Consider the following 24,502-nt stretch of genomic DNA (forward strand, 5'->3'; position numbering starts at 1 on the left):
GAGAGCCACATGCCGTACCGTGTCGTTCTTGCCTTCACGTGCCTGACCCTGGCCGCCTGCCAGGGCAGCAACCCCTACGTCGCCAGTTCCCGACCGCTGCCACCCGCTCCCGCGCAGGCCGCCAGCACCTTCGACGCCAGCGCCTACCCGGCACCACCCCGCGACTACGGACGCTACCGCAGCTGGAGCTGGCGCAACGGCCAGTTGCCCGCCGGCAGCACCACGGCCGATCCGGCGCAGCTCGCCGAGGCGGTCGGCAGTGCCCTCGACCAGCGTGGCCTGCGTCCGGCACGCACGGCCCGCGGCGATCTGCTGGTCAGCGCCGATGTGCGCCTGGAACGCCGCCTGCGCCAGTACCGCGACGATGACTACTACCCCTACGGCGGCTACGGCGGCATGGGCTACCGCCACGGTTACTACGGCAACAGCTACGGGGTGTACGGCAGCGTGCCGGTGATCCGTACCTACCAGGTCGAGGTGATGGTGGTGCGCGTCGATCTGTTCGATGCCGACAGCGGCCAGCCGGTGTGGAGCGCCAGCGCCGAGAGCGACAGCCGGGGTTCCCTGGCCGAGCGCGCCGACGCCCTGCGCGAGGCCGTCGACAAAGCCATGAGCGGCTATCCTCCCAGCTAGTCACAGGAACCGGAGAATCATCATGCTGCGCCGTCTTGTCTTGTTTTCCCTGCTGGCACTGCTTGCAGCCTGCCAGACCAACAACGTCACCCAGGACTTCGACGCCAGTCGCGATTTCGCGGCCTACCGCAGTTGGGTCTGGCAGGAGCCGGCGCTGCAGTACCGCCCGGACGACCCGCGAATCAAGAGCGACCTCACCGAACAGCGCATCCGCCAGGCGGTCAGCGGGCAACTCGACCAGCGCGGCCTGCGTCCGGCCCAGCCCGGCACCCGCGGCGACCTGCGGGTGCAGGCCTACCTGATCGTGGAAAACCGTCATCAGCAGGTCACCACTCAATACGGTGGCGGCTGGGGGGGTTACTGGGGCGGCTACTGGGGCGGCCCGATGTACAACGAGACGCGCACCGTCGAATACAAGGTGGCGACCATCCAGCTCGACCTGTTCGACGCCCGCGACGGCAAGCTGGTCTGGCGCGGCAGCGCCGAGCAGGTGATGAACCACTACCCGCCTACTCCGGATGAACGCAACACGGCGATCCAGAAGACCGTCGCCCAGGTACTGTCCAACTATCCGCCGCACTGATCCCCGCCGGTCCGGGCCGGTCGCCGATGCAGGCGACTGGCCATATCGTTGACTACACTGGAGGCACGCACGCAACGTGCACGGCCCATGCCGGCAAAGGAGTGCTCGTGTCCCCCCGATTCGCGAAACGCCAGCGCGGCGCTATCGGCCTGATGGCGGCGCTGACCCTGGCTGTGGCCCTGGCCTTCGGGCTGCTGGTGGCTGATGGCGGGCGGCTCTACATGGAGCAGCGCAACCTGCAGCGGGTGGTGGACATGGCGGCGCTGGAGGCGGCGGGCCAGAGCGCCAAATGCACCGGCAGCGGGGTCCAGGCGGCGGCGCTGGCCAATGCTGCGGCGGCACGCAATGGGTTCAGTGTCGGCAATGGCAATACGTTGGTGACCAGTTGCGGCAAGGTCGCGACAGGCGCCAGCAGCCTGCGTGGCTTCACGGTTGATGCCAGCATCGCCGAAGCCATCAGGGTCGTGGCCAGCACCACCGTATCCTCCAGCTTCGCCGCCGGCATCAGGGACCTGATGGCCGGACGCAGTCTGTCCAGTACAACCGTGCTGCATGCCCAGGCGGTGGCTACCGCGCCGATACCGAAGGCCATGCTGCGCCTGCGCTCGACCCTTGCGACCATGGATACGCAGAAATCGGCACTGCTCAATGCCCTGATCGACCCGCTGGGCGGGCGTGTCACCCTGGACGCCGTTGGCTGGCAGGGCATTGCCAACACCGACCTCAAGCTGCTGGACTTCCTCGATCAGTTGGCAATCGACGTCAATGTCGGTGCCGGCCACTATGACGAATTACTCAAGAAGAACATCCACGCCACCGACCTGCTCCGCGCCGCCGCAACGGTCCTCGCGCGCAGCGGCGCGGCCGCCGACGTGGTGACCAACCTGGGACAGGTGGTGGCAGGTGCGGACAGCGGCACCCTGGTCAAACTGGGGGACATCCTCGACCTGCAGAACGGCACCGCTGCCGCCGGGCTGGATGCATCGCTGAAAGTCATCGACCTGGTTCAGGCGGCAGTGATGCTGGCGGCGAAGAACAGTGCGGCAGTGGTGCAGTTACCGTTGAGCCTGCTCGGGCTGGTGACGGGCAACGTGAAAGTGAAGGTGATCGAACCGGAACAGCTGTCCGCCGTCGGCAATCCGGCGAAAGACGTGATCAAGGTCCATACCGCCCAGGTACGGCTGCTGGTATCGCTCGACCTGCCCGTGCTCAGCACCATCACCGGCCTGCTCAACGCCGTGCTCAACCTCGCCACGCCATTGACCAACATCATCAATCCGTTGCTCAGCCTGAACCTGCAGGGCACCTTGCAGTCGGTGGGCTGCCTGATCCTGGTGCCGTGCAAGGTCAGCGATATAGAACTGCTGCCCGGGGTGCAGCAACTCAACATCGGCGTGGAGGTGGCGTCGGCGACCAGCGAGATCACCGGCTACAGCTGCAGCCCAGGCAAGCAGTTGAACACCAGTACCCAAACAGCGGCGGCGAAGGTCGCGGTCGGCAAGTTCAATACACCGAACGACTTCTTCACCTCGGGCACCGCTGTGGTGCAGGCCATCCCGCTGATCGACTTCGGCACCAACGTCTGCACCAAGCTGACGATCCTGACCCTCGGCTGCGGAACGCGGGTGCCCTTCGTTGGCGGCGGTGTCGGCCTCAAGGTCGACACCACGGTATTGGGCACGCCACCGGGAACCCCGACGCCGCTGCTGTTCAGTGGCGTCAGCGCACCGCCCAGTCTCAGCAAGGCGCCGGTGTACCTGCCCGCCACCGGCAGCTCCAGCAATGTGGTCAGCAGCCTCAACACCACCTTCAACGGGGTCCAGTTGCAGGTCTACCAACCCCAGGCCGGCAACCCGCTGGGCCTGCTGGTGACCACCGCGGCCAGCCTGCTGAACAACGTGAAGAACCTGCTGCTGCCACCGATCATCACGCTACTCGGCCGCATCACCGATCCACTGGTCAACTCGCTGCTGAAAGTCCTCGGCATCGACCTGATGGTGGTCGACGTTGGCGTCAATATGGACTGCGGCCGTGCTCAACTGGTGATCTGAAGCGGCAACTCGACCCTGAACCGCGCCCCCCGCGGCCCATTCTCCACCCCCAGGCTGCCGCCCATGCTCTCGACGATCCGGTAGCTCACCGACAGCCCCAGACCGGTGCCCACGCCGACCGACTTGGTGGTGAAGAACGGTTCGAAGATCCGCTCCAGCAGGCGCGGCTCGATGCCGCCACCGTTGTCTTCGACCCACAGCCGCAGGCACTGCCGGTCGCGCTCGGCGCGCACGGCGATCCAGGGCTGTTCGATGCCTTTTTCCAGCAGCACGTCGCGGGCATTGACCATCAGGTTGATCAGTACCTGTTCCAGCTGGTCCTGATGGCCGAGCACCGGGCATCCCGCCACGGGCTCGCCAAGCTGCACGGCGATACCCTTGCCGGCCAGCCCCTCGGCCAGCAGCGACAACGCACCCTCGACCGCCTGCCACGGCTCGAACAAGGCCTGCTCGACCTCGGAGCGACGGCCGAAGACCCGCATGTGATCGACCACCTTCGAGGCCCGCAGGACCTGGCTGTCGATGCGGCGCAGTTTTTCCTGCAGGTACTGCGGATCGACATCGCCGTTTTCCAGGCGCTTGAGCGCATTGACCACAGCCATGCGCATGACGTTGAGCGGCTGGTTGAGCTCATGGGCAAGGCCCGTGGACATTTCGCCGAGCGTCGCCATTTTCGCGCTCTGCAACACCAGTTGCTGGCTGCGCCGCACCTCGGTGTTGTCGCGCCCCACCGCCTGGATCTCCACGAGCCGCCCCTGCTCGTCGAACAGGCCACGATCGGACCACACCCACCAGGCATGCTGGCGCCCGGGCAACTGCATGCAGACCTCGTCGCTGCTGACCGGCTGCTCGGGGCTGAGACGGGCAATGCGCTCCAGGAACAGCACGCGCTGCGCCGGCGACATCCATTCACCCAGGTTCATCCCCGGCAGTTGCGCCGGCACGCACTCCAGGTAGTCGGCCAGCGGGCGGTTGCCATAGAGCAGTTCGAGATCGGGACGATAGCGACAGATCATCGCCGGTGAATCCTCGACCAGCACCCGGTAGCGCTCCTCGCTCTGGCGCACGCGCTCGGCAGCCAGGGTCGCCTCGGTGGCGTCGAGCCAGATGCCGATCGCCTCCACCGGCATGCCCAGGTCGTCACGCAGCAGCCGCACTTCATCGAGGATCCAGTGCCAGTCGCCATCCTGGTCGCGCAGCCGGTAGCGCCCGCGCGCCTGGCCTTCACGCAGCAGGGTGCGGGTGCGCTCCAGCCACAGGGGCAGGTCGTCCGGGTGCACCCACTGCGCCGGCTGCAGGGTTTCGCCAGGCGTCGCCTGCCAGCCCAGCAACGGTTGCAGGCTGGCGCTGAAGAACTCGGCGTGCAGGGCGCCCTCGGCGTAACGCTGGATGTAGATCACCGCCGGCGAACTGGCGATCAGGTTTTCCAGGCGGGCATGGGCGGCGTCGGCCTGTTGTTCATGCTGCTTGATGTCGCTGATGTCGAGCATGAAGCCACGCAGCCGGCGCGCCTCGCCCTGGCCGCTGACTTCACCGCACAGGCGGTACCAGCGCGGCGGCTGGCCGATCAGGCGCAGGCACAGCTGCAGGCTGCTTTCCTGCCGTTGCACTGCGGAAAAGGTCAGCAGGGTCGCCTCGCGGTCCGCCGGATGCACCAGCGCCAGCCAGTCGCTCAGCGGCACCCGCGCCGCCACGCCGAAACTGGCGGCCAGCCCCGGCGCCAGGTGCAGGCACGGGTCATGCGGGGCCCACTCCCACCAGCCGGCACCGAGCAGCCCCTGGACGTGGTCCAGGCGTTGCTGGCTGGCCTGCAGGCGATCGCTGGCCAGGCGGGTCAGCAGCGGCTCGACCAGGGCATCGGCGAGCAGCAGCGCGTCATCGTCCAGGCGTGGCTGACCGTTGTCCTCGCAGAGCAGCCAGGCCCGCACCTCATGCTGCTGGGAATGCGGCATCAGGTAGAACGGCAGCGCCAGCGCGTCGAGGTCCGCCCGGCCGCTGCTGTGCAGCAGGTGGCCGCTGGGCAACCCGCCGAGCAGCGCAGCCAGGCGCTGCTCGCGCAGAGGCAGGTCGGCACCGCTCTGGGCGTAGGCTTTCCAGCCGCCATCGAGCGGCAGCAGCAACACCGCCCACGCGCTCTGCCAGTGCCAGGCCAGGCGCCGCAGCTGCTCGCCGGTTTCCTCGACAAGACGTTCCAGGCTGCAGCCGCGCATCGCCGTGGCGATCTGCCCGGCGAGGGTTTGCCGCTGCTGCGCGGCGAGGCCCTGGCGTTGCGTGTGGACCAGGTCGCCGATGTCGAACACCTGCAGCAGCCAGCCTTCGGCCTGAGCTAGGAGCCAGCCACGGGTATGCAGGGTGCGCCCGCCGGCGGCACGAAAATCCAGATCCAGTGGATGCGCCTGCCAGTCCGCCGGCTGTCCCTCCAGGGCCAGCAGACTGTCGGGCTGCACATAGTCGTGCAGATGCGCCGACAGCTGTGCCGGCAGGGCCAGGGCCGTGCGCAGCGGGCCGCTCAGGCGCAGGACCCGACCCAGATCGTCCAGCCACAGTTGCAGACCGACCGCGGGCGGCGCCGGCGTCGGGCTCAGGTCGCGGGTTTCGCCGACGCGGGTGCGCCAGCGCTCGAACAGTCCCGGACCGCCGTTCAAAGTTGCAGGCTCGCCTGGGTGCCAAGGGTCGCCGGCAGCTTCGGCACCTCGCCCAGACCTGGCAGGACCAGCACCGGCAAGGTCGAGGTCAGCTTGCTCTTGCTGTAATGGATACTCACCGTGAGCAGATTGCCCGAGGACAGGTGCACCGTGGCATCGGTGGCGAACTGGAAGGCCAGCGAACCCGGCAGCCAGGCCAGCTGTTGCTCCAGGGTCTGTCGGGCCAGGTTGTTGACGTCGGTGCCGAGGGTCGCGCTGTTCGGGTCCAGCGCCACGCAGCGGCGCACCGCCTCGCTGCTGGCCTGGTTGAACGACTGCATCATCAGCATGGGCAGGCCATAGCTGAGCAATCCGTAGAACACTGCGAAGAACATCACGAAGACCACGGCGAACTCGATGGCCACCGCACCTTTTTGCCGTCTCGCAAGGCTTGCTTTCATGATCGCGTCTACCCTGACAATGACACCTCTCAGACAAGCATAGAATCAATCAGACCAAGGGATGGCATTTCGCCAATGCAAAGTCTCGTCCTGCTGTTGTGGCTCGCTCTGTGTGCCGAACAGGATGTCCGTGAACGGCAGATCGCCAACACCCTGACCCTTGGCGCAGCCACCTTCGCCCTGGTCTACCTGTTTCTCACCGGCCACACCTGGATCGGTGCCGAACCGGCGGATGCCGCGCTGGCCCTGGCCCTGGTGATGCTACTAACGCTTCCGGGCTATATCCTCGGCCGGCTGGGCGCCGGCGACGTGAAGCTGCTGGGCGCCCTGGCCCTGGCAACCGACCAGTGGTATCTGCTGGGCACCTTCATCGGCGCCGGCCTGACCCTGCTGGCCTGGTTGCTCGGCCGGCGCTGGCTGTGGTCCCTGCTCAATCAAAAGCTTAGGAAGCGCGTGCTGGCCCTGCGCGAGGAAATGGCCAGCCGCCAACCCTTCGCGCCGTTCCTGCTGGGTGGCTTCCTGCTGGCGATTCTATGGCTCCATTAGTCGCCTCGACGCCCCAACCCGGCGGTCACTCCTTGTAAATAGTTGAAAGGAGCGACTACTTTTTAGCTAGTGCCCCACCGTGACCCGGGACCGCTCCTTGGCAGCATTCAGGGAGGGCACGTCAGCAGGGAGTCGCGCGTGAACATGTCAACCAGCCAAGTGAAAGTCCTGGTCGTCGATGACCAGCCGTTGATCGTCGAAGAACTTTGCGAATTTCTCGAAAGCAGCGGTTACCGCTGCGTTCCATGCCATTCCAGCGTCAACGCCATCGAGCGCTTCGGTGCCGATCCGGCGATCGGCCTGGTGGTGTGCGATCTGCACATGCCCGAGTACGACGGTATCGAGCTGGTCAAGGCGCTGAAGGCCGTCGCCGGGCCCGAGCGCATCTTCGAAGCGATCATGCTCACCGGACGCGCCGACAAGCAGGACGTCATCAAGGCCCTGCGCGAGGGTTTCGCCGACTACTACCAGAAGCCGGTGGACCTGGAAGAACTGCTCGAAGGCCTCAAGCGCCAGGAAACCGCCCTGCTGGCGCGGCACAAGGACTTCCATCAACTCGGCCACCTGAATCAGAAACTCAAATGCCTGGCCGAGTCCATCGACGGCCTCTACCAGGACCTCGACAAGGCCCGCGCCCAGGTACCGCCCAGGGCCGAGGACAGCGAGGAAGGCGAACAGGACAGCGACGCCGTACCGACCATCTTCGCCCCGCTGTCACCCCGCCAGCTCGACGTCGCGCGGCTGGTCGGCCAGGGCAAGACCAACTACCAGATCGCCTGTGAGCTGGGCATCACCGAGAACACGGTGAAGCTGTATGTATCGCAGGTGCTGCGCCTGACCCACATGCACAACCGCACCCAGTTGGCGCTGGCCTTGTCGCCGGGCAATTCGGCGTTGCGCCAGCGGGTGACGGAGCATTGATTTGCGCAATCTGAAGGGCTCGCCGTGACGGATGCGGTGCCCTCGAGATCGAGGGCGCCGCAAGACTCAAGACAGGCACCAGCATCTATTCCCCCCCCGATCCCCCGGAACTCCCCGAGCTCATCTTGTCCCACTTGAAAACCTCGGGAATCTTGTAGTCATACGCCTTCAACCAGCGCTCCGTGCTCTTGTCGTACTCGCGCGGCGTGGCGTTCTGCGGCTTGTCCGAGGCATGCAGGCCGCGGGGCTGCAGTTGCAGCCAGGTTTCGGTGGTCAGCTGGGCCTTGGACGACGGACCGGGCGGCATCGCCGCGGCGCCCAGGGGCGCACTGGCCAGCAGCATCAGGGCAAGCAGGCGAACGTTCATGACGGCCTCCGGGGCGGCTGCTCGCCGCCGGGTTTGAGTTGCTCGGCACGGGCCTGGGCTTCGTTGAACTGCGCCGCGCTCAGGCCGAGACGGCTGACCAGGTCGGCGGCCTGCTGCCACTTGTCCTGGTACAGCAGCAGGGTCACCAGGTTGACCGCCGCCAGGCGGTCGCTGTCCTTCAGCTCGATGGCGGTGAGGAACTCGAAACGGGCTTTTTCCAGGTCGCCCAGGTTGAGGTAGACCACCCCCAGGTCGTTGCGGATCCTCTCGTCGGTGGGCGCCAGCCGCGCGGCGCGCAGCAGGTGCTGGCGGGCCTGGACATTGTCGCCGCGCGCGACCGCCAACTGCCCCAGGCCATGTTCCGCCTCCGCGCCCACACAACTGCCGAGCAGGCTGCGATACAGCGGTTCGGCCTCGCTGCTGCCCAGCAGGCGCAGGATCTTGGCCTTGCGCACCTGCACCTGGATCAGCTCGCCCGGCATCTCTTCCAGATGCGCCAGGCTGGCGTGGGGACGGCCGTCGGCGAGCATATCGTCGGCCATGCTCAAGGCCAGTTCCTGGGACGCATCCGGTTTCGCGCAACTCGCCGTGTTGCCCTGCAGGGCCAGCCACGGCGCGCCGTTCTGTCCGGCGCAGCCACTGAGCAGGAGCACGGCGACCATCAATCCAGCGACTTTCATGCAGCACTCCCCTTTCAGGATCCGAAGGCCCGCGCCAGGGCGCTGAGCCCCGGGCCAGCGAGGACGATCAGCAAGGCGGGAAAAAGGAAGACCATCATCACGATGGACATCTTCCCGGACATTTTCGAAATCCGTTCCTGCAGGCGCGTCAGGCGCCGATCGTCGAGCAATTGCTTGAGGGCCAGCAGCGACTTCATCGCGCCGCCGCCCTGGGTGAGCAATTGCTGGAGGATCACGCAGGTGTCGTTGAACTCGTCCACCGACAGCAGTTTCGCCGTCTGCTCCAGCTCCGGCGCCAGGGCCAGGCCGGAGTCGACCCGGTGCAGGATCAAGCGCAGCTCCGCGCTCAGCACCGGCAGCAACTGCCGCCCCTCGGTGCTGAGGATGCGCAGGCTCTGTTCGACCGCCAGCCCCGAGTCGAAGAGGATGCGCAGCAGCGGAATGAAGCTGATGACCTCCTCGGCGACCTGCCGCTGCCGGCGCGCCGCCGACCAGGCGAGGATGCGCTTGGGCAGCAGGTAACCCAGGCCCAGGGCGAACAGCGGCCACACCCAGGGCATGCCGCTGTCCGGGTAGAACAGTTGCTGCACCAGCAGCGCGCTACCCAGCGCGAGCAACGGCACGCCGATCTGCAAGGCGGCGAACAGCGAGCGCTGGCGGGTCCGGCGCCAGCCGATGCGGTCCAGCAGCATGCGCGTTTCGCTGTCCAGGGTCAGCGAGCGCTGGGCCAGCGGGCTGCGGCCCAGGCGCTGCAACCAGCCATCCTCCTCCGCGTCCTCCAGCGGCCGGCCTTGCAGACGCAGGGCCACCAGGCGCTCGCGACGATGCTGGCGGGCCAGCACGCTCACCAGCAGGACGAACGTCAGGAAGAACAGCGCGGCGCTGATCAGCAAGGCCATCTCAGATACTCCGCAGCATGCGCCACAGCGCCAGGCAGCCGAGCACCTGCAGCGCGAAGGCGGCCAGCAGCATCGAGCGGCCGTCCGCGTTGTTCCACATCGACAGCAGGTAATCGGGGTTGATCATCAGGAAGTAGCTGGCCATGGCCACCGGCAACAGTGCCAGCACGCCCGCGGTCATCCGCGTCTCGCCGGTCAGCGCGCGCAGCTGGCGCGCGCCCTGCTCGCGCTCGCGGATCAGCTTGACCAGGTTCTCCAGCAGCTCGCTGGCATTGCCGCCGTAGCGGTGATTGATGCGCAGCCCCAGGGCCAGCACGCGGAACTCGTCCTGGTCGTAGAGCTCGGCGAAATCCTGCAGCGCTTCATCCAGGCTCACGCCCATCTGCACGTTGCGCTGGACCCGCTGCATGGCGCTGCGCAGCGGGTCGGCGGAGACATCCACCGCACCCAGCACGGCGTCGCTCAGGGTGCGCCCGGCCTTCAGGCTGCGCACCGCATGGTCGAGCAGGGTCGGCAACTGTTCGATCATGCGCCGCAGGCGGCGGTGATAGCGCCAGCTCATGTACAGGCGCCAGAGCATCGGGCAGAGCAGCGTGGTCAGCGCCGCGCCCGGCCATCCGGCGAGCATTCCGGCCAGGGCGATCGACAGCAGCCAGGCCGAGCCCCAGAGCATGAAGCGATCGGCCCGGCGATCGAACCCCGCGCGCAACAGCAGCAGCTCCAGCCCGCCCCGCGCCGGCGCTTCGACCGGCACCGGCTCGGGCAACTGGCCGAGCCGCTGCAGGGTGCGCTCCTCGGCCGACTTGCGCACGCCGCTGTAGAACAGACCGACCGACGCAACCAACAGCGCCAGGCCGAACAGGCCGAGGACCACGGCGATCATGGCGCCGGCTCCAGCGCATCGCGGCGCAGCTTGTCGCCAGCGGGATTGACCGCTTCGCGGAGGAAACCGCCACCGGCGCGGCGATCGAAACGAAACAGGGTGTTGGTGACATAGACATCGTCGCGAATGCCGACCACCTCCAGCACCTCGCTGATGCAGCGCCGGCCATCGGGCAGGCGGGTCAGCTGGATGACCACGTCGAGGGCGGCGCAGATCATCTGCCGCAGGGTCTTCTCCGCCACCTGGCGCCCGGTCAGGCCGACCAGGGTCTCCAGGCGCAGCAGCGCATCCTGGGCGGTGTTGGCGTGGACGGTACTCATCGAGCCGTCATGCCCGGTGTTCATCGCCGTGAGCACGTCGATCACCTCGACCCCGCGGATCTCGCCGAGCAGGATCCGGTCGGGACGCATGCGCAGGGCATTGCGGATCAGCTCGCTGGCCTTGACCTCGCCATGCCCCTCGGCGTTCGGCGGGCGGGTTTCCAGGCGCACCACATGGGGATGCTCCAGTTGCAGCTCGGCGACGTCCTCGATGGTCACCAGGCGCTCCAGGGGGCTGATCAACTGGCTGAGGATGTTCAGCAGGGTGGTCTTGCCAGTGCCGGTGCCGCCGCTGACCAGGATGTTGCAGCGCTTGCTCACCGCCAGTTCGAAAAACGCCAGGATGGTCGGGTCGATGGCCCGGCTGGCGAGCAGGTCGACGCTCTTGAGCATATCCTTGCGGAACTTGCGGATCGACAGGCAGGGCCCGTCGAGGGCCACCGGTGGAATGATCGCGTTGACCCGGCTGCCGTCGGGCAGGCGCGCGTCGACCATCGGCGACGACTCGTCCAGGCGCCGGCCCAGTGGCGCGAGGATGCGCTGCATGACCCGCTCGACATGGTGCGCGTCGATGAAGCGCAGGTCGGTCTGGTGCAGCACCCCGGCGCGCTCGACGAACACCCGGAACGGCCCGTTGACCAGGATCTCGGTGACACTGCTGTCGCGCAGCAAGACTTCCAGCGGACCGAAACCGGTGAGCTCGTCCACCAGTTCCTCGGCCATGCGCTCCATTTCATAGCGTGACAGCGCCAGGTGCAGGCGGGCGATGTACTCGCCGACATGCTCGACGACGAACTGCGCCAGCGCCGGCCGCGCGCCTTCCAGCAGGTTGCGCCCGGAGTCTTCGATGGCGTCGATGATGTAGCGGTGCAGCGCGCGCTTGAGCGCCTGCGGATCGGCAGCCAGGTTGTGCCGGGGGCCGCCGAACAGCTCGTCACTGCTCATGCTTGTGTCCCCAGAGCCGGCTGAGCCAGGTGTCGGGCTTGGGCTTGAGGTTTTCCGAACGCCGCGCCAGCCGCTCGCCCAGCGCCTTGAGGCCCTGGGTGAGGTGGTCGCGCGGCGCCAGTTCGAACAGGCTCAGGCCCTGGTTGCGCGAGTTCAGGCGCACCTCGGCGCTGGCCGGCAGCTCGGTCAGCAGCGGCAGGGCGAAGCGTTTGCCGAGGGCGTCGGCATCGGGAATCACGCTGCGCAGGTAGCGATCCACCAGCAGCTTGGCGTGCTCCAGGTTCATGCCCTTCTCGCGCCAGGTATTCAGCACCTCGAGGTTGCGCCGGCATTCGATGACGTTCTGGTCGGTGTACCAGATCAGCTTGTCGCAGTGACTGACGAAGGTCCGCAGGGCCTCGCAATCGGCCTGCCCGGTGAGGTTCACGACGATGTGCTGGAAATGCTGGCGCAAGGCGCTGAGCAGCATGTACAGCTCGGCGGCGCTGGTGCGCTCCAGCGGCTCGTCGCCGGGGGCGTAGGCCAGCAGGCGCAGGCCGTTGCCTTCGCGGGCGAAGGCGCTGTCGATCAGGGTGCTGTCGAGGCGCCGCAGGTGGCGCAGGGCATCGCCGAAATGAAACGACGCCTCGACGCCGAGCAGCGCCAGGCTGTCGCCCCGCGGCAGGCCGAGATCGAGCAGCAGGGTCTGCTGGCCACTCTTCTGTACCACCTGGCCGAGATGCACGGTGAGCAGCGCGCCGTCGGAACCGCACTGGGTGCCGTAGAGCACGGTGAGGCCGCCCAGATGCGGGTTGGCGGTGACCGGCGGCAGGCGCTTGCTGAGGCGCCGGACCAGCCCGGCGACCTCGCTGGCACGCGAGCCGTAGGCGACGAAGTCGCGCGCACCGGCGCGCATGGCATTGAGCACCAGCTGGTTGTCCATGCCGTCGCCGAGGGCGACGATCGCCAGCATCGGCTTGGCCTCCAGCACCCCCTCGATCAGCGCGCACTGGTTGACCACATGCTCGCGATCGAGGCCGACGAACACCAGATTGGCGAAGGTCACGTCGATCAGCGCGAGCAGTTCGTCGAGGCTGCCGCTGCCGGCGCCGACCACTTGTCCCAGTGGCGTGAGGGCGGACTGCAGCCATTGCAGGTCGCTCTCGTTGCGGGTGATGGCCAGGAAGGTCTGGCTCAGGCTTTCGCTCATCGGGATAACCCACTGCGACGGTCAAAGTCGCCGTTTTCCAGGAAGAACAGACGCCCCCAGCTCGGGTCGTAGTTGCGCAGCTGCTCGCCGGGCAGTTCGGGCAGTTGGGCATTGGCCGCCAGCGGCCGGACCAGGTGCGGGGTGACCACCATCAGCAGTTCGGTTTCATCACGTTGCACCCTCGATTGGCGAAAGAAGGCACCTAATATCGGGATGTCTCCAAGTCCAGGGAACTTATCCACTGATGAAGACGTGCGGCTGCTGATCAATCCACTGATAACGAAACTTTCGCCATCAGCTAACGAAATGCTGGTATCCGTACGGCGAATGCTGAGTGCAGGCACTCGCGTACCGGCGACTTCTACCGCATTGGCGTCGTCCAGTTCGCTGACCTCCGGCGCGACCTTGAGGTGAATGCGATCTCGACTGACGACAGTGGGCGACAACGCCAGACGAATACCGAACTCCTTGTATTCGATCGAGACACTGTCACTACCGCTGCTAGGCACGGGGATTGGAATCTCACCACCTGCGAGGAAGCTCGCGGTCATGCCGCTAAGTACAACCAGACTTGGCCGCGCCAAAGTGTAGGCGAAACCGCTGTTTTCCAAGGCGTTGATCGCTGCCAGAAAGCGACTGCTGCCGCCACCCCACACGATATTGAAGGCATTGTTATTTAGCGGAATAAGCGGGACCGTTGCCCCGCCAGGAACCACGGGAACTTGACCGGGAGAAACAAGCGTCCCCGGCACTGTACCGGGAGCGCCAAACAACGAATTGTTCGAACCATTGAAAAACAACTTCGCCCCGGCTTCCTTGAGCTTGGTACGACTCACTTCGACGAAGCGGATATCGGCCTGCACTTGATTGGGCAACTCCCCATCCATTGACGGCGGCAGCACGGTCGAAGCCTGGTCCGCCGCCGCCCGGCCACGCACGAACACCATCGTCTGCCGTGGTCCGCTGGCACAGCTGGTCCACAGGCTCAGGCTGGTGGCTCCCGCGCCCATGGCGGTGATCAGCACCGCATCGTTGCCCAGCGGATGCACATCGGCGACGCGCGGATCGCCCACCGCCGCACGGCTGATCTTCACCGGCAGGCGGACTTCCTGCTGCAGCCCCTGGTCGATTTCCAGGGTCGCCGGCACCTGCGGCAGCGCGGCGCAGCCACTGCTGGCCGCCTGCGCCGGGAGCAGCGGCAGCCAGGCCAGCAGCGCGGCGAGCAGCGTGGAGGCAGTGATCCGCGAGGAACGGCTGGTCATCGAAGGGCTTCCTTGCTGATTCAGTGAAGTGGTTCGGCGGTCTGCGCGCCGCGAATGATCTCGATGCCACGGGGGGCTGCTGGCGCTCCGGCGACCCGCGTCGACGCCGCCGGAGCCAGGGCCAGTTGGTTGAAGCGGTACAACTGGCGATTGGTCTGCTCGACGACCGCGGCACCGGCCTTGGGGTCCGCCCAGTAGCGGGCCAGGTGCTTCTCCTCGGCACTGCGCACCGCCAGGCGCAGGCTGCCGGCCTGGGCAGCGAGGGTCAGGCGGCTGGCGAGTGCTTCGGGCACCGCCAGCACCACGGTCCGCGGCAGCGCCCGGCGTTGCTCGGCACGCACCTTGGGATCGGGATCGACCGGCTCGGCGGGGTGGCCGTCGTTGGCCAGGCCCATCTGCTGGCCGACCACCAGCAGGCGCAGGGCCGGCACGATGACCTGGGCACTGGCCTGGGGGTTGTCCTGTTCGTTGCGCAGGTAGAGCAGCACATCGACATAATCGCCCGGCCGCAGATGTCCGCCGGCAGCACTGACCTCGTCGACCCCGAGGGTCAGCGCCAGCTCGCCCGGCTGGATCATCCGCGCCAGCGGGCCGCCGGCGTCGAAGCTGCGCTCATCCAGCCAGGTGCCGGCGGGCAGGTCGCGCCACAGGCTGCGCCCGGCAACCTGCTCGAGGGTCTGGAAACTGCCGGCCGGCGCCACCCGCAGGCGCTCCACGGCGAGGTCATCGTTGTGCAGCGCGACATTGGCGGCGACATCCCGGCGCAGCACCACCACCGGTTGGCGCAGTTCGTCCTCGGCGGTGTCGACGACCTGGGTCACCGGCGGTGCTGTCGGGGTCGGCTGGAGAGCGGGAGGTTCGGGTTGCTTGCTCAGGGCCAGGCCCCAGTAACCGGCAATGATGGCGCCCAACAGAAACAGTCCCGCAAGAACCAAGGTGATGCGACTGCTCATGTCTGGCCCCTCCCTTGACGCTCATCCCCTTGGCCTGTGACGTCTTGTTGACAGGCTCACAAATACACAATTCGAAGTAACTATTTCGCTATTTGACGGTAGTCCAGCTAGGACAAAACGCCATTACCGAGCCAGGAAAATTTCTCTGTGATGGCCGTCACACTCCTAAAACAACAGCTTATTGACGGCGGTTTTTCATTATCACTTTCGAGTTAATGCTTTCTTACATTTGCTCAGGGGTTAACTCTTGACGATGCTCTGATGGCAAAGGGGTATCAGCGAGCCCCGTGTCACCCGCGCCGAGGCGCAAGGAGCAACATCATGCAAATGTCGAAAATCATGCAATCCATACGGAGATTCGCTCGGCGCACGGATGGCGCCTCCGGTATCGAATACGCGATCGTCGCCGCCATGGTGGCCGTAGTGCTCGCAACCTTTATGGGCGATATGAAAAGCAGCCTGACCAACGTCTTCACGCAGATCAAAACCGCCCTGCCCGCCGCCGCTACCAGCAACACCGGAGGCACCAGTGGCGGCACCAGCGGAGGCACCAGCGGCGGCTGATCGCGGGCACAGGCCATGGGCCCCGCTTTACCCAGGAGTAAACGACGCCACTGCGTAACAGGACTGCGCCATGCGAGCTTCCCATCCGCGTCAACAGTTGCTGCTGGTGGATGATGAAGAGGAAGCGTTGCTGGAGCTGGCTGAACTGCTGGAGGGAGAAGGCTTTCGTTGCCACTGCGCAACGTCGGTGAAGCTCGCCCTTCAGCAGTTGACCCGGTATCCGGATATCGCCCTGGTCATTACCGACCTGAACATGCCGGAGGAATCCGGCATCTCCCTGATCAAACGCCTGCGTATACATACCGCACGCCAGCATCTGCCGGTGATCGTCACCACCGGCCACGCCAATCTCGATGCCCTTGGCGAGTTGATGAAACTGGAAGTGCTGGATCTGTTCCGCAAGCCCATCTACCACACCCGCCTCCTGGAAACCCTGGGCAACCTGTTTCCGCTGGAGATGGCGTACAGCAAACAGGCGGTGCAATAGCACCGCCTGTTTGGTTTTCCTTCATTGCATTCACGTTGCCCCGACCTTCGCGGGGCTTGCCTGTGCCTACAACTGATAGCTGAAGCTCACGGTAAAGCGTGGCCGCCGGTTGAAGCTGTCGAGGGCGATGTCGGACATCGGCTTGGCCAGCTCCAGCGAGATGTTGTAGTAGCGCGCATCGCCGAAGCGCAGACCCAGCGCCGCCGATGACAGCTTCGAATCGCGGATCTCCAGTTCGTTGAACCAGGTCCGCGCCGCGTCCAGCACCACGTACGGCTGCAGCAGCTTCACCCAGTCGCCCTCGCGCTTGAAGCTGTAGTTGACCTCGTAGGCGGCGCCCCAGCCCTTGTCGCCCGAGGCCTGGTCCACCGGATAGCCGCGGCCGAAGTTCTGCCCGCCGAACACCGCGCGCTCGCTGTCGGGCAGGTTGTCGTCGGTCCAGTACAGGGCTGCCGACGCCACGCCCTGCCAGCTCTCGAAGAAACGGTCGCTCTGCACTCCCGAGAGGCGCAGGCGGAAGAAATCGAGGTCGTAGCCGGCATCGGTATCGGCGCCGAATTGATCGACGCCCTGATACACCCCGGCACTGAGGATGCGCAGGCGGGTGTCGGTGGCCTTGCGCCAGTCGCCCTCGAAGGCAAACGCGCGGATATCGGTGCTGCTGCTGACTTTCAGCGGAAAGCCGATGACCCGGTAGTCGGTCGTGTCGTCCACCGCGTAGAAACGCGCCGACAGGCTCAGCCATTCATTGGGCGAGGCGATCAGCGGATGGCTCAGGCCGATGGAGTAGCGATCGTTTTCCCGGTGCTGCTTGAGATCGATGCCATTCTGCAGGCGCACCACCGCGCTGGGATCACTGCGATAGCGGGACGCCGACAGCAGCAGCTGGGTGCCTTCGCTGTCGAGGTTCTGCGAGTAGTCGACACGGAAGTAATGCTCCTTGTCATCGCCCGGCGGAAACAGCGCGCCGACGCTCAGTTGCTCGGCCACTGCGGTGTGCGCGTTGCTGTTGGCACCGAACAGCGCCTGGAGATCGTCGCGGCTGCTTTCGGTGAGGTTCATGGTGGTGGTGAAGGGTTTGCGCGACGCCTGCACCAGCAGTTTGCTCGCGCCGTCGGTGGTGCCCGGCGGCGGCACCTGGGCCTGCAGGGTGAGGCCGGGCACGCGGCTCATCAGCGAGGTGTAGCGTTCGAAGGTCTTGCGGGTCAGCGGGCGCTCGGCCTTGAGCTTGGCCACCAGCTTGTCCAGATAGCCCGAGACCCGGCCAATGTCGCCCTGCAACTCGTAATCGCGGATATAGCCCTCGACCAGCACTACGCGCAGCCGGCCCTCGGCGAAGTCCTGGACCGGAAGGAAGGCGTAGGACAGCAGGTAACCGTCGGCCTGGTAGCGCTGGGTCAGGCGCCGGGTGGCCTCGATCAGGTCGCCCACCGTCACCTCGCGATCGATCAGGTCCTGATAGTTGTCGCGCAGCTCGCTCAGCGGATAGACGCTGCCGCCCTCGATACGGATCTTGCGGATCAGCACCCGGGTATTCATCGTCAGTGGCTGAGGTTGGGCTGCGGCGGGAGACGGTACTTGCAACTGGGGAGTGGTCGGTCTGAAGGCGTCGGCAGGAAGGTTCGGTGCCGGCAGGTTGCGTTCGGTTTCGTTGCTGTTCAGATAGCTTGGGAGCGGCTCGGCCTGCAGCACACCCACCCAGGAAAGACTCACTAGCGCGACTGCCATCGATCGCATAGGGCACTCCATGTCCTGAAAAGTACGAGGGAACCAAGACGGTTCCCTCGTCAGACTCAAGCGTAGGTGTTGCCAGGAAAATCGTCTAACGCTGTAGGCTGGTTTTCACTGCCGGCCACCGAGCAGGCCGCCGGTCACGCCATTGAGCAGACCGCCGACACTCCCGCTGGCACCGCCGCTGGCCGTCGCACCACCGGCAGTGGCCCCTGCCCCGGCGGTTACCGTGCCACCGAGGGTGTTGGTCACGGTGTTGACCACGCCACCCACCGCACCGCCGACGCCACCCGTGGTTCCGCCAGTCGCGCCGCCCAGGGTGCTGGTCACGGTATTCACCACACCGCCCAGCGCACCGCCGACACCGCCCGTGGTTCCGCCGGTCGCACCGCCCACGGTGCTGGTCACGGTATTCACCACGCCACCCAGCGCACCGCCGACACCGCCCGTGGTTCCGCCAGTCGCGCCGCCCAGGGTGCCGGTCACGGTATTCACCACACCGCCCAACGTCCCGCCGATATCGCCCGTGGTTCCGCCAGTCGCGCCGCCCAGGGTGCCGGTCACGGTATTCACCACGCCGCCCAGCGTTCCACCGACACCGCCGGTGGCCCCGCCAGTGGCACTGCCCAGGGTGCTGGTGACGGTATTCACCACACCGCCGAGGCCCGCGCCGGCACCACCGCCCGACCCGTTGACCAGACCACCGGCCTGCGCCACGGTCGCACCGACCGTACTGACCGTCGCACCCACCTGATCGACGAGCGGATTGCTCGTGGCACCGCCCACCTGGCTACCCAGGCTGCTGACCGCGCCGCCCACCTGATTGAGCAGGCCGTTGACCGGTGCCCCCAGGCCAGTGGTCGCGCCGACCTGCTGCGTCACGCCGGCGACCGTGTTCACCACTGGCGTCAGCGTCGAACCGACATTGCTGGCCAGGGCCGCGGCCGGTGCCGCCGCGCCGCTGCTGGCGACACCATTGCCACCGAGCACGGTGCCCAGCGAGGCCACGGTGTTGCCAAGGCCGCTGGTCGTGCTGCCCGCGGTGCTGACCACGCCATTGCTGCTGCCGGCATCGAGCCCGCTGCCGACCCCGGCCACCACGCCGCCGACGGTTTCCAGCAAGCCGGTGGAACCGCCCGTGCTGCCATTGCCGACCAGGCCACCCGAGGTACCGGTGCCGCCACCGACGCTGCTGACCAGCCCGCCCACCGCCGTGGTGACCGGATTGCCATTACCCGCGCTGGTGACCGTGTCGCCGACCCTGTCGAGCGCGCCGCCTACGCTCTGTACCACCGAGTCGAGCGGTGTTCCCAGGCCGGTCCTGCTGCCCAGGTTGGTGGTGGTGTTTTCCACCAGCGAAACCACCGGCACCAGTGCATTGCTCGCCTGCTGGCCAAGGCTGCCGAGGGCACCGGTGGTGCTCTGGGTACTCAGGGTGTTGCCGAGCATGGTCACCGCCTGGCCGACCTGGCCGACCACACCGCCCACCAGCGGCACCTGTTCGATGGCCTGGCTGCCCGCCACGCCCTGGACACCGTTGCCGAGCGAAGCGACGCCTGCGCCGATACCGGACAGCGTCGTGCCGACCGCGTTGCCGCCGGTGCCCAATTGGCCAAGGCCGCCGCTGAGACCCGCACCGATGCGGTTGACGGCTTGCCCGGTGGAACTGACCAGTCCGCCCGCGTTGGTGGCGCCAAGCACCGGCAGCGAATTGACCACTGGGGCCAGGCTGCCCAAGCCGGTGCCCAGTCCGGACACGCCGGTACCGACCTGATCGACGACCTGACCGACGATCAGCGGATTGACGGTATTGCCGCCGCCCGCATTGCCACCGCCGGTACCGCCACCTGTACCGCCTCCGGTGCCACCGCCGGTTCCGCCGCCTGTGCCGCCTCCGGTACCACCGCCAGTGCCGCCGCCTGTGCCACCTCCGGTACCGCCGCCAGTGCCGCCACCTGTGCCACCTCCGGTACCGCCATCACCACCACCGGTTCCGCCTCCGGTGCCGCCATCGCCGCCACCGGTTCCGCCGCCAGTGCCACCTCCGGTTCCGCCCGTGCCGCCATCACCACCGCCGGTTCCGCCGCCAGTGCCGCCCGTRCCGCCATCGCCACCGCCGGTTCCGCCGCCAGTACCGCCCGTACCGCCATCACCACCGCCGGTTCCGCCGCCAGTGCCGCCCGTACCGCCATCGCCACCGCCGGTTCCGCCGCCAGTACCGCCCGTGCCGCCATCACCACCGCCGGTTCCGCCGCCGGTGCCGCCCGTACCGCCATCACCACTACCGGTTCCGCCGCCGCTACCGGCATCGCCGCCCGCCGCGCCCGTATCGCTCGGGGAGGAGCCGTCTACCGAACTGTGATGACCACCACCACCGCTGCTGCATCCCGCAGACAGGGTCATGGCCATGACCATTGCCAATGCCGTACTTGCCTTGATCCACGCTTGAGTTTTCATGGCGACTCCATTGCTTTCGCTGCCGCTGCTTTTATGGATGCGGGGGGTTCCTGACAAAATCCCCCGCCTCGGTGCAGCTATCTCAGGCCGGCGCGCGTGGTGTAACAATTCTGAGATTGGTATTAACCCGATCTATACCTCCGTGATGGCAAAAAAAATCAAACCTGATCAATTAGTTACGAGGCGAATAAGGGGTTGATAGTGGCACTTCGACTTTAGCGCTATAACCATTTGACGGGTATCTGACGCCAGCTCGCCGTATACTCCGCGCCCTTTTTTCAGGAGAAATCTATGACCACGCCCGCCTGGTGGCTGCTCTGCCTGCCCTTCATCGCCGGTGCCTTCCTGCCCTTGCAGGCCGGCATCAACGGCCAGCTGGCCAAGCAGGTCTCCAGCGTGCTGGCCGCCGCGCTGATCTCGTTCGCCGTGGGCAGTGTGGCCCTGCTCGCACTGGTCATGAGCCAGCGGGAAATGCCCGGCCTGGCAGCTCTCAAGGGACTCACCTGGTGGCACTGGAGCGGTGGCCTGCTGGGCGCCTTCTTCATCACCACGGCAGCCTTCGCCGGCCCGCGCATCGGCGCGATGCTGTTCATGGCGCTGGTGCTCGCCGGACAGCTGGCGATGGCCATGACCCTCGATCACTTCGGCTGGGCCGGTTTCAAGGAAGCGCCGGCGACCCTGGGCAAGATCGCCGGCCTGCTGCTGATCCTCGCCGGCGTGTGGATGATCCGGCGCTTCTGAGCGTCAGTCGCTGACCTGGAAGGTCAGGCGCGCGGTCTGGCCGCTGGCATCGAGCACGCTCAGCTCATGCTGCCCGGTCTGGTCCAGGCGCGCCTTGAGCGTCTCCTGGCCGGCAGTCTCGCCCAGCGGCACGCCATCGAGGAACCACCAGCGCTGGCCCTCTCCGCCCAGCGCCGAGACATCCACCTGCAACGTCTCGCGGCTGGTGGCCGGCCGGCGCAGCTGATCGTCCTGGCGAACACCGACGATCGACAGCGGCGGCGCGGTGGCCGGCACCTGCGGCGGACACTCCGGCGCCACCGCCGGCAAACGCGCCTCGCGCCGTTCGGCCCGGGTCAGCCAGGGCTCCAGCGGGGCCGGCCACAGGGCCACGTCGCGCACCCGCGCGCCCGCGCAGGCGGCATCGACCCGCCGCCCCTGTGCATCGACCCAGACCCGCTCCAGCAAACCGACACCCAGCGGCTGGTCCTGCGCCAGCAGAGTCGGCGGCGTGGTGCCGTCCAGGGTCCAGGCGAAGCGTTGCCGTCGACAGTTGGGATCATTGCGCGCCAGCTGCTGGCCCAACGGCCAGCAGATCGCCGCGACCCCGACCGAGGCCGGCACCGCGGGGACCGCCGCGGCAATCCCGCGCTGGCTGTCACGGTTGCTCAGCACATCGTGGACCTGCAGCATCAGCGGCGCCGCCGACGCCAGGCCGAACTGCCCCGGCACCGGGGTGCCGTCGGGACGGCCGATCCACACGCCGATCAGGTAGCGCGGGCCGACGCCGATCGACCAGGCATCGCGGAAGCCGTAGCTGGTGCCGGTCTTCCAGGCCAGCAGCGGACGCTGCACCAGTTCGGCATGGGGATCGCGATCGGGGCGGGCCTGACCGCTGAGGATGCGCCGGATGATCCACGCCGCACCGGGCGAGAGCATGCGCCGCTCCAGCAACGGCGCATCCGGCTGCAGGCGCAGGCCGGCGCTCATGCCATCGCGAGCGAAGGCGCTGTAGCCGCTGAGCAGATCTTCCAGACGACTGCCGCCGCCGCCGAGGATCAGCGACAGATTGGGCTCGGCCAGCGCCGGCAGGCTGATCGGCACTCCTGCCGCGCGCAGTTGCGCGGCGAAACGCTTGGGTCCGTAGGCTTCGAGCAACTGCACCGCCGGCAGATTGAGCGACAGCGACAGCGCGGAACTGGCCGCCACCGGTCCGCTGAAGCCCATGGAGAAGTTGCCGGGACGGTAGTCGCCATAGCGCCGCGGCACATCCTGCAGCAGCGATTCGGAATGGATCAGGCCGTCGTCCATGGCCATGCCGTAGAGAAACGGCTTGAGGGTCGAGCCCGGCGAACGCCAGGCGCTGATCATGTCGACATGACCGAAACGGCGCTCGTCGTTGAGGTCCACCGAGCCGAGATAGGCGCGTACTGCCATGCTCTGCGTCTCGACCACGAGAATCGCCGCCGAGGTGCGTTCGGGCAGTCGCGCACGCCAGCCGCCGAGCAGGTCTTCGAGGCGGCGTTGCAGGGCTGCGTCGAGGGTGGTGCGGATCAAGGGCGGGCTGTCCGCGCGATTCAGCCGCCGCGCCAGCAGCGGCGCCAGCGCTGGCTCCTGGCGCGGCGCCAGCAACAGCGGTTCCTCCATGGCTTCGCGGATCCGTTGCTCGGGCCAGACCGCGTATTCGCCGAGGCGTTGCAGGACCTTGTCGCGCGCCAACGTGGCCCGCTGCGGGTGGCGGTCGGGGCGCAGGCGGCTGGGGGCCTGGGGCAGTACCGCGAGCAAGGCGGCTTCGGCGGGGGTCAGTTGTTGCGGCGACTTGCCCAGGTAAGCCCAGCTCGCCGCGGCCACGCCTTGCAGGGTGCCGCCGAAGGGCGCGCGGTTGAGGTAGAGCTCGAGGATCTCGCGCTTGGACAGGTGCCACTCCAGTTGCAGCGTGCGCCACAGCTGGCGCAGCTTGCCCGGCAGGGTCCGGGCATGCGGGTCGAGCAGACGCGCCACCTGCATCGACAGGGTGCTGCCGCCAGACAGCACGCGACCGCCGCTGAGGTTCTGCCAGGCCGCGCGGCCGAGGGACAGCGGATTGACCCCGGGGTGGCGATAGAACCAGCGGTCCTCGTAGGTCAGCAGCGCTTGCAGGTACAGCGGCGACACCTCGTCGAGCGACACCGGATAGCGCCACACGCCATCGGCATCGGCGAAACGCCACAGCGGCGTGCCATCCTCGGCGAGCACGACCCGCGCCAGGTCATCGGCGGGCAGCGGCAGCGGCCAGAGGCGGTCGGCCAGCCAGAGCAGCGCCAGCAGCCCGCCGACGCCCAGCGCCGTGATCCTCAGCCAGCGGGTCGTGCGCCGGCGCGGCAGGGCTACGCTGAACATGGGCCGCACCGCGTCGGGGAACCGCGACGGCCCGACAATGGCCAAAGGCTGGAATGCAGCGCGAATGCTGTGATGAACATCAGGATACGACCATGTGGGTAGAAGGTTTTTTCGAGTGGCTGGGGCAGGTGCTGGGCGCGGCGATCCGTTTCGTGGTGGACGCCCTGACCGGGCTGTTCGCCCTGCTGGCCAACGCCGGGGGGAATTTCATCGACGGGCTGGCGAAGACGCTGGGGATGGATACCTCGCTCATCAGCATCCTGATTCTGCTCATCGGCCTGTTACTGCTGTATTCGGCGGTGCGCGCGTTCATGCGGGCTTCGGTGATTGCGGGGATCATCTGGGCGTTGTTGGGGTTGTGGGTGTTGAGTTGGGTGGTGCATTGAACATTGGTAGTGCCCTTATCGGTGCATGGGTTTCTACACCTCTCTGAAAGCCTGGCGGGAAACCGCATCAAGGCCGCCAGGTGCCTGCCTTGAGTCTTGCAGCGCCCTCAAGATCGAGCGCCGCCCGCGCGGCGCATCGCGGGCGACGCCCGCTCCCACATTTGTTGCAACGTACCTATGTCTGTCAGGCCATGGTTGACCGCCTTGTTGGTTCGACTCGATACCGAGTCGAGCCCAACAGCCTCCCCGCGATGCATCGTCGAAAAAACAAGGGCTGACAACTCAAATCCAACAGACCATGGCACGTTGCAACCGATGATTGGGTCGAGGTAACGGGACTAGTGCCCGTTACCCCTCCCACACCACCGGACGTGCGGTTTTCCGCATCCGGCGGTTGGATCGCTCAGCGTTGCACTGAGACGAGATCTTGCGCAGTGATCAGTCCAAACCGCCGCAGGCAT

Annotated in this window: 23 protein-coding genes; 10 read left to right on the top strand and 13 right to left on the bottom strand. The window is 66.8% G+C overall.

Annotated elements, in window-relative coordinates; genetic code table 11:
- Positions 1 to 9: 9 nt before the first annotated feature.
- The 3 genes from RTI28_RS26860 (at position 10) to RTI28_RS26870 (ending at position 3,267) form a co-directional block, all read left to right on the top strand.
- Complete coding sequence (locus tag RTI28_RS26860) at positions 10 to 633, top strand: DUF4136 domain-containing protein (RefSeq protein ID WP_316923312.1); 624 nt, start codon at positions 10 to 12, stop codon at positions 631 to 633.
- A 22-nt stretch (positions 634 to 655) separates the two neighbouring features.
- Complete coding sequence (locus RTI28_RS26865; protein ID WP_316923313.1) at positions 656 to 1,216, top strand: DUF4136 domain-containing protein; 561 nt, start codon at positions 656 to 658, stop codon at positions 1,214 to 1,216.
- 107 nt (positions 1,217 to 1,323) lie between these two features.
- Positions 1,324 to 3,267 carry a TadG family pilus assembly protein gene (locus RTI28_RS26870; protein WP_316923314.1) on the top strand — a complete coding sequence of 648 codons (1,944 nt, stop codon included), beginning with the start codon at positions 1,324 to 1,326 and terminating at the stop codon, positions 3,265 to 3,267.
- On the opposite strand, the gene RTI28_RS26875 is transcribed toward RTI28_RS26870, so the two are convergent.
- Both RTI28_RS26875 and RTI28_RS26880 read right to left on the bottom strand, forming a co-directional pair.
- Positions 3,252 to 5,912, bottom strand: a complete 2,661-nt coding sequence (locus RTI28_RS26875) for an ATP-binding protein (protein WP_410479047.1) — start codon at positions 5,910 to 5,912, stop codon at positions 3,252 to 3,254. The two genes, RTI28_RS26870 and RTI28_RS26875, sit on opposite strands and share 16 nt — an antisense overlap.
- The gene (locus RTI28_RS26880; protein ID WP_316923315.1) at positions 5,909 to 6,352 is read right to left on the bottom strand and encodes a TadE/TadG family type IV pilus assembly protein; all 444 of its coding nucleotides are present in this window, start codon (positions 6,350 to 6,352) and stop codon (positions 5,909 to 5,911) included. The genes RTI28_RS26875 and RTI28_RS26880 overlap by 4 nt, the downstream gene beginning before the upstream one ends.
- Before the next feature lie 75 nt (positions 6,353 to 6,427).
- Here RTI28_RS26880 and RTI28_RS26885 point away from each other — a divergent pair, with 75 nt between their 5' ends.
- Entirely contained in the window at positions 6,428 to 6,898 is a 471-nt protein-coding gene (locus tag RTI28_RS26885; protein WP_042130540.1) for a prepilin peptidase, read from the top strand.
- 138 nt (positions 6,899 to 7,036) lie between these two features.
- A complete protein-coding gene (locus RTI28_RS26890; protein WP_316923316.1) occupies positions 7,037 to 7,819 on the top strand; it encodes a response regulator transcription factor in 783 nt (260 codons plus the stop codon).
- An 85-nt stretch (positions 7,820 to 7,904) separates the two neighbouring features.
- On the opposite strand, the gene RTI28_RS26895 is transcribed toward RTI28_RS26890, so the two are convergent.
- The 8 genes from RTI28_RS26895 to cpaB are packed head-to-tail and all read right to left on the bottom strand — an operon-like array spanning position 7,905 to position 15,317.
- The gene (locus RTI28_RS26895; protein WP_316923317.1) at positions 7,905 to 8,186 is read right to left on the bottom strand and encodes a DUF3613 domain-containing protein; all 282 of its coding nucleotides are present in this window, start codon (positions 8,184 to 8,186) and stop codon (positions 7,905 to 7,907) included.
- Positions 8,183 to 8,866: a tetratricopeptide repeat protein gene (locus tag RTI28_RS26900; protein ID WP_316923318.1), complete on the bottom strand. Its 684-nt coding sequence runs from the start codon at positions 8,864 to 8,866 to the stop codon at positions 8,183 to 8,185. Before RTI28_RS26900 ends, RTI28_RS26895 begins: the two co-directional genes overlap by 4 nt.
- 14 nt (positions 8,867 to 8,880) lie before the next feature.
- A complete protein-coding gene (locus tag RTI28_RS26905; protein WP_316923319.1) occupies positions 8,881 to 9,765 on the bottom strand; it encodes a type II secretion system F family protein in 885 nt (294 codons plus the stop codon).
- Position 9,766: 1 nt separating this feature from the next.
- A complete protein-coding gene (locus RTI28_RS26910) occupies positions 9,767 to 10,648 on the bottom strand; it encodes a type II secretion system F family protein (RefSeq protein ID WP_316923320.1) in 882 nt (293 codons plus the stop codon).
- A complete protein-coding gene (locus RTI28_RS26915; protein WP_316923321.1) occupies positions 10,645 to 11,913 on the bottom strand; it encodes a CpaF family protein in 1,269 nt (422 codons plus the stop codon). The genes RTI28_RS26910 and RTI28_RS26915 overlap by 4 nt, the downstream gene beginning before the upstream one ends.
- Positions 11,903 to 13,102: a pilus assembly protein gene (locus RTI28_RS26920; RefSeq protein WP_316923322.1), complete on the bottom strand. Its 1,200-nt coding sequence runs from the start codon at positions 13,100 to 13,102 to the stop codon at positions 11,903 to 11,905. Before RTI28_RS26920 ends, RTI28_RS26915 begins: the two co-directional genes overlap by 11 nt.
- Positions 13,099 to 14,364, bottom strand: a complete 1,266-nt coding sequence (locus tag RTI28_RS26925; protein WP_316923323.1) for a type II and III secretion system protein family protein — start codon at positions 14,362 to 14,364, stop codon at positions 13,099 to 13,101. Before RTI28_RS26925 ends, RTI28_RS26920 begins: the two co-directional genes overlap by 4 nt.
- Positions 14,365 to 14,384: 20 nt before the next feature.
- Positions 14,385 to 15,317: a Flp pilus assembly protein CpaB gene (cpaB, locus tag RTI28_RS26930; RefSeq protein ID WP_316923324.1), complete on the bottom strand. Its 933-nt coding sequence runs from the start codon at positions 15,315 to 15,317 to the stop codon at positions 14,385 to 14,387.
- Between the two features lie 321 nt (positions 15,318 to 15,638).
- Between cpaB and RTI28_RS26935 the strand changes: the two genes are divergently transcribed.
- Together RTI28_RS26935 and RTI28_RS26940 are read left to right on the top strand one after the other, a co-directional pair.
- Positions 15,639 to 15,881 (top strand): Flp family type IVb pilin, encoded by a 243-nt coding sequence (locus RTI28_RS26935; RefSeq protein WP_316923325.1) that lies wholly within the window; start codon positions 15,639 to 15,641, stop codon positions 15,879 to 15,881.
- Between the two features lie 70 nt (positions 15,882 to 15,951).
- Positions 15,952 to 16,368, top strand: a complete 417-nt coding sequence (locus RTI28_RS26940) for a response regulator (RefSeq protein ID WP_316923326.1) — start codon at positions 15,952 to 15,954, stop codon at positions 16,366 to 16,368.
- A 66-nt stretch (positions 16,369 to 16,434) separates the two neighbouring features.
- Here RTI28_RS26940 and RTI28_RS26945 read toward each other — a convergent pair whose 3' ends face one another.
- Both RTI28_RS26945 and RTI28_RS26950 read right to left on the bottom strand, forming a co-directional pair.
- A complete protein-coding gene (locus RTI28_RS26945; protein ID WP_316923327.1) occupies positions 16,435 to 18,105 on the bottom strand; it encodes a ShlB/FhaC/HecB family hemolysin secretion/activation protein in 1,671 nt (556 codons plus the stop codon).
- A 105-nt stretch (positions 18,106 to 18,210) separates the two neighbouring features.
- A complete protein-coding gene (locus RTI28_RS26950; protein WP_316923328.1) occupies positions 18,211 to 19,818 on the bottom strand; it encodes a collagen-like triple helix repeat-containing protein in 1,608 nt (535 codons plus the stop codon).
- Between RTI28_RS26950 and RTI28_RS26955 the strand changes: the two genes are divergently transcribed.
- A complete protein-coding gene (locus RTI28_RS26955; protein WP_316923329.1) occupies positions 19,753 to 20,610 on the top strand; it encodes a hypothetical protein in 858 nt (285 codons plus the stop codon). The two genes, RTI28_RS26950 and RTI28_RS26955, sit on opposite strands and share 66 nt — an antisense overlap.
- Before the next feature lie 237 nt (positions 20,611 to 20,847).
- Positions 20,848 to 21,297, top strand: a complete 450-nt coding sequence (locus RTI28_RS26960) for a DMT family transporter (protein WP_316923330.1) — start codon at positions 20,848 to 20,850, stop codon at positions 21,295 to 21,297.
- Positions 21,298 to 21,300: 3 nt separating this feature from the next.
- Here the strand turns inward: RTI28_RS26960 and pbpC are convergent, their stop codons facing one another.
- Entirely contained in the window at positions 21,301 to 23,655 is a 2,355-nt protein-coding gene (pbpC, locus tag RTI28_RS26965) for a peptidoglycan glycosyltransferase PbpC (RefSeq protein WP_316923331.1), read from the bottom strand.
- Positions 23,656 to 23,747: 92 nt separating this feature from the next.
- Between pbpC and RTI28_RS26970 the strand changes: the two genes are divergently transcribed.
- The gene (locus RTI28_RS26970) at positions 23,748 to 24,041 is read left to right on the top strand and encodes a hypothetical protein (RefSeq protein WP_316923334.1); all 294 of its coding nucleotides are present in this window, start codon (positions 23,748 to 23,750) and stop codon (positions 24,039 to 24,041) included.
- The last annotated feature ends 461 nt before the right edge of the window (positions 24,042 to 24,502 follow it).

The sequence above is a fragment of the Pseudomonas sp. zfem002 genome (assembly GCF_032621685.1).
In the GTDB taxonomy this organism is placed as follows: domain Bacteria; phylum Pseudomonadota; class Gammaproteobacteria; order Pseudomonadales; family Pseudomonadaceae; genus Aquipseudomonas; species Aquipseudomonas japonica.

What these genes read in the sequence shown, in the direction of transcription:
- RTI28_RS26860 (WP_316923312.1), top strand. Translation starts at nt 10, where the DNA reads ATGCCGTACCGTGTCGTTCTTGCCTTCACGTGCCTGACCCTGGCCGCC.
- RTI28_RS26865 (WP_316923313.1), top strand. Translation starts at nt 656, where the DNA reads ATGCTGCGCCGTCTTGTCTTGTTTTCCCTGCTGGCACTGCTTGCAGCC.
- RTI28_RS26880 (WP_316923315.1), bottom strand. Translation starts at nt 6,352, where the DNA reads ATGAAAGCAAGCCTTGCGAGACGGCAAAAAGGTGCGGTGGCCATCGAG.
- RTI28_RS26885 (WP_042130540.1), top strand. Translation starts at nt 6,428, where the DNA reads ATGCAAAGTCTCGTCCTGCTGTTGTGGCTCGCTCTGTGTGCCGAACAG.
- RTI28_RS26895 (WP_316923317.1), bottom strand. Translation starts at nt 8,186, where the DNA reads ATGAACGTTCGCCTGCTTGCCCTGATGCTGCTGGCCAGTGCGCCCCTG.
- RTI28_RS26900 (WP_316923318.1), bottom strand. Translation starts at nt 8,866, where the DNA reads ATGAAAGTCGCTGGATTGATGGTCGCCGTGCTCCTGCTCAGTGGCTGC.
- RTI28_RS26905 (WP_316923319.1), bottom strand. Translation starts at nt 9,765, where the DNA reads ATGGCCTTGCTGATCAGCGCCGCGCTGTTCTTCCTGACGTTCGTCCTG.
- RTI28_RS26910 (WP_316923320.1), bottom strand. Translation starts at nt 10,648, where the DNA reads ATGATCGCCGTGGTCCTCGGCCTGTTCGGCCTGGCGCTGTTGGTTGCG.
- RTI28_RS26915 (WP_316923321.1), bottom strand. Translation starts at nt 11,913, where the DNA reads ATGAGCAGTGACGAGCTGTTCGGCGGCCCCCGGCACAACCTGGCTGCC.
- RTI28_RS26920 (WP_316923322.1), bottom strand. Translation starts at nt 13,102, where the DNA reads ATGAGCGAAAGCCTGAGCCAGACCTTCCTGGCCATCACCCGCAACGAG.
- RTI28_RS26925 (WP_316923323.1), bottom strand. Translation starts at nt 14,364, where the DNA reads ATGACCAGCCGTTCCTCGCGGATCACTGCCTCCACGCTGCTCGCCGCG.
- cpaB (WP_316923324.1), bottom strand. Translation starts at nt 15,317, where the DNA reads ATGAGCAGTCGCATCACCTTGGTTCTTGCGGGACTGTTTCTGTTGGGC.
- RTI28_RS26935 (WP_316923325.1), top strand. Translation starts at nt 15,639, where the DNA reads ATGCAAATGTCGAAAATCATGCAATCCATACGGAGATTCGCTCGGCGC.
- RTI28_RS26940 (WP_316923326.1), top strand. Translation starts at nt 15,952, where the DNA reads ATGCGAGCTTCCCATCCGCGTCAACAGTTGCTGCTGGTGGATGATGAA.
- RTI28_RS26945 (WP_316923327.1), bottom strand. Translation starts at nt 18,105, where the DNA reads ATGCGATCGATGGCAGTCGCGCTAGTGAGTCTTTCCTGGGTGGGTGTG.
- RTI28_RS26960 (WP_316923330.1), top strand. Translation starts at nt 20,848, where the DNA reads ATGACCACGCCCGCCTGGTGGCTGCTCTGCCTGCCCTTCATCGCCGGT.
- pbpC (WP_316923331.1), bottom strand. Translation starts at nt 23,655, where the DNA reads ATGTTCAGCGTAGCCCTGCCGCGCCGGCGCACGACCCGCTGGCTGAGG.
- RTI28_RS26970 (WP_316923334.1), top strand. Translation starts at nt 23,748, where the DNA reads ATGTGGGTAGAAGGTTTTTTCGAGTGGCTGGGGCAGGTGCTGGGCGCG.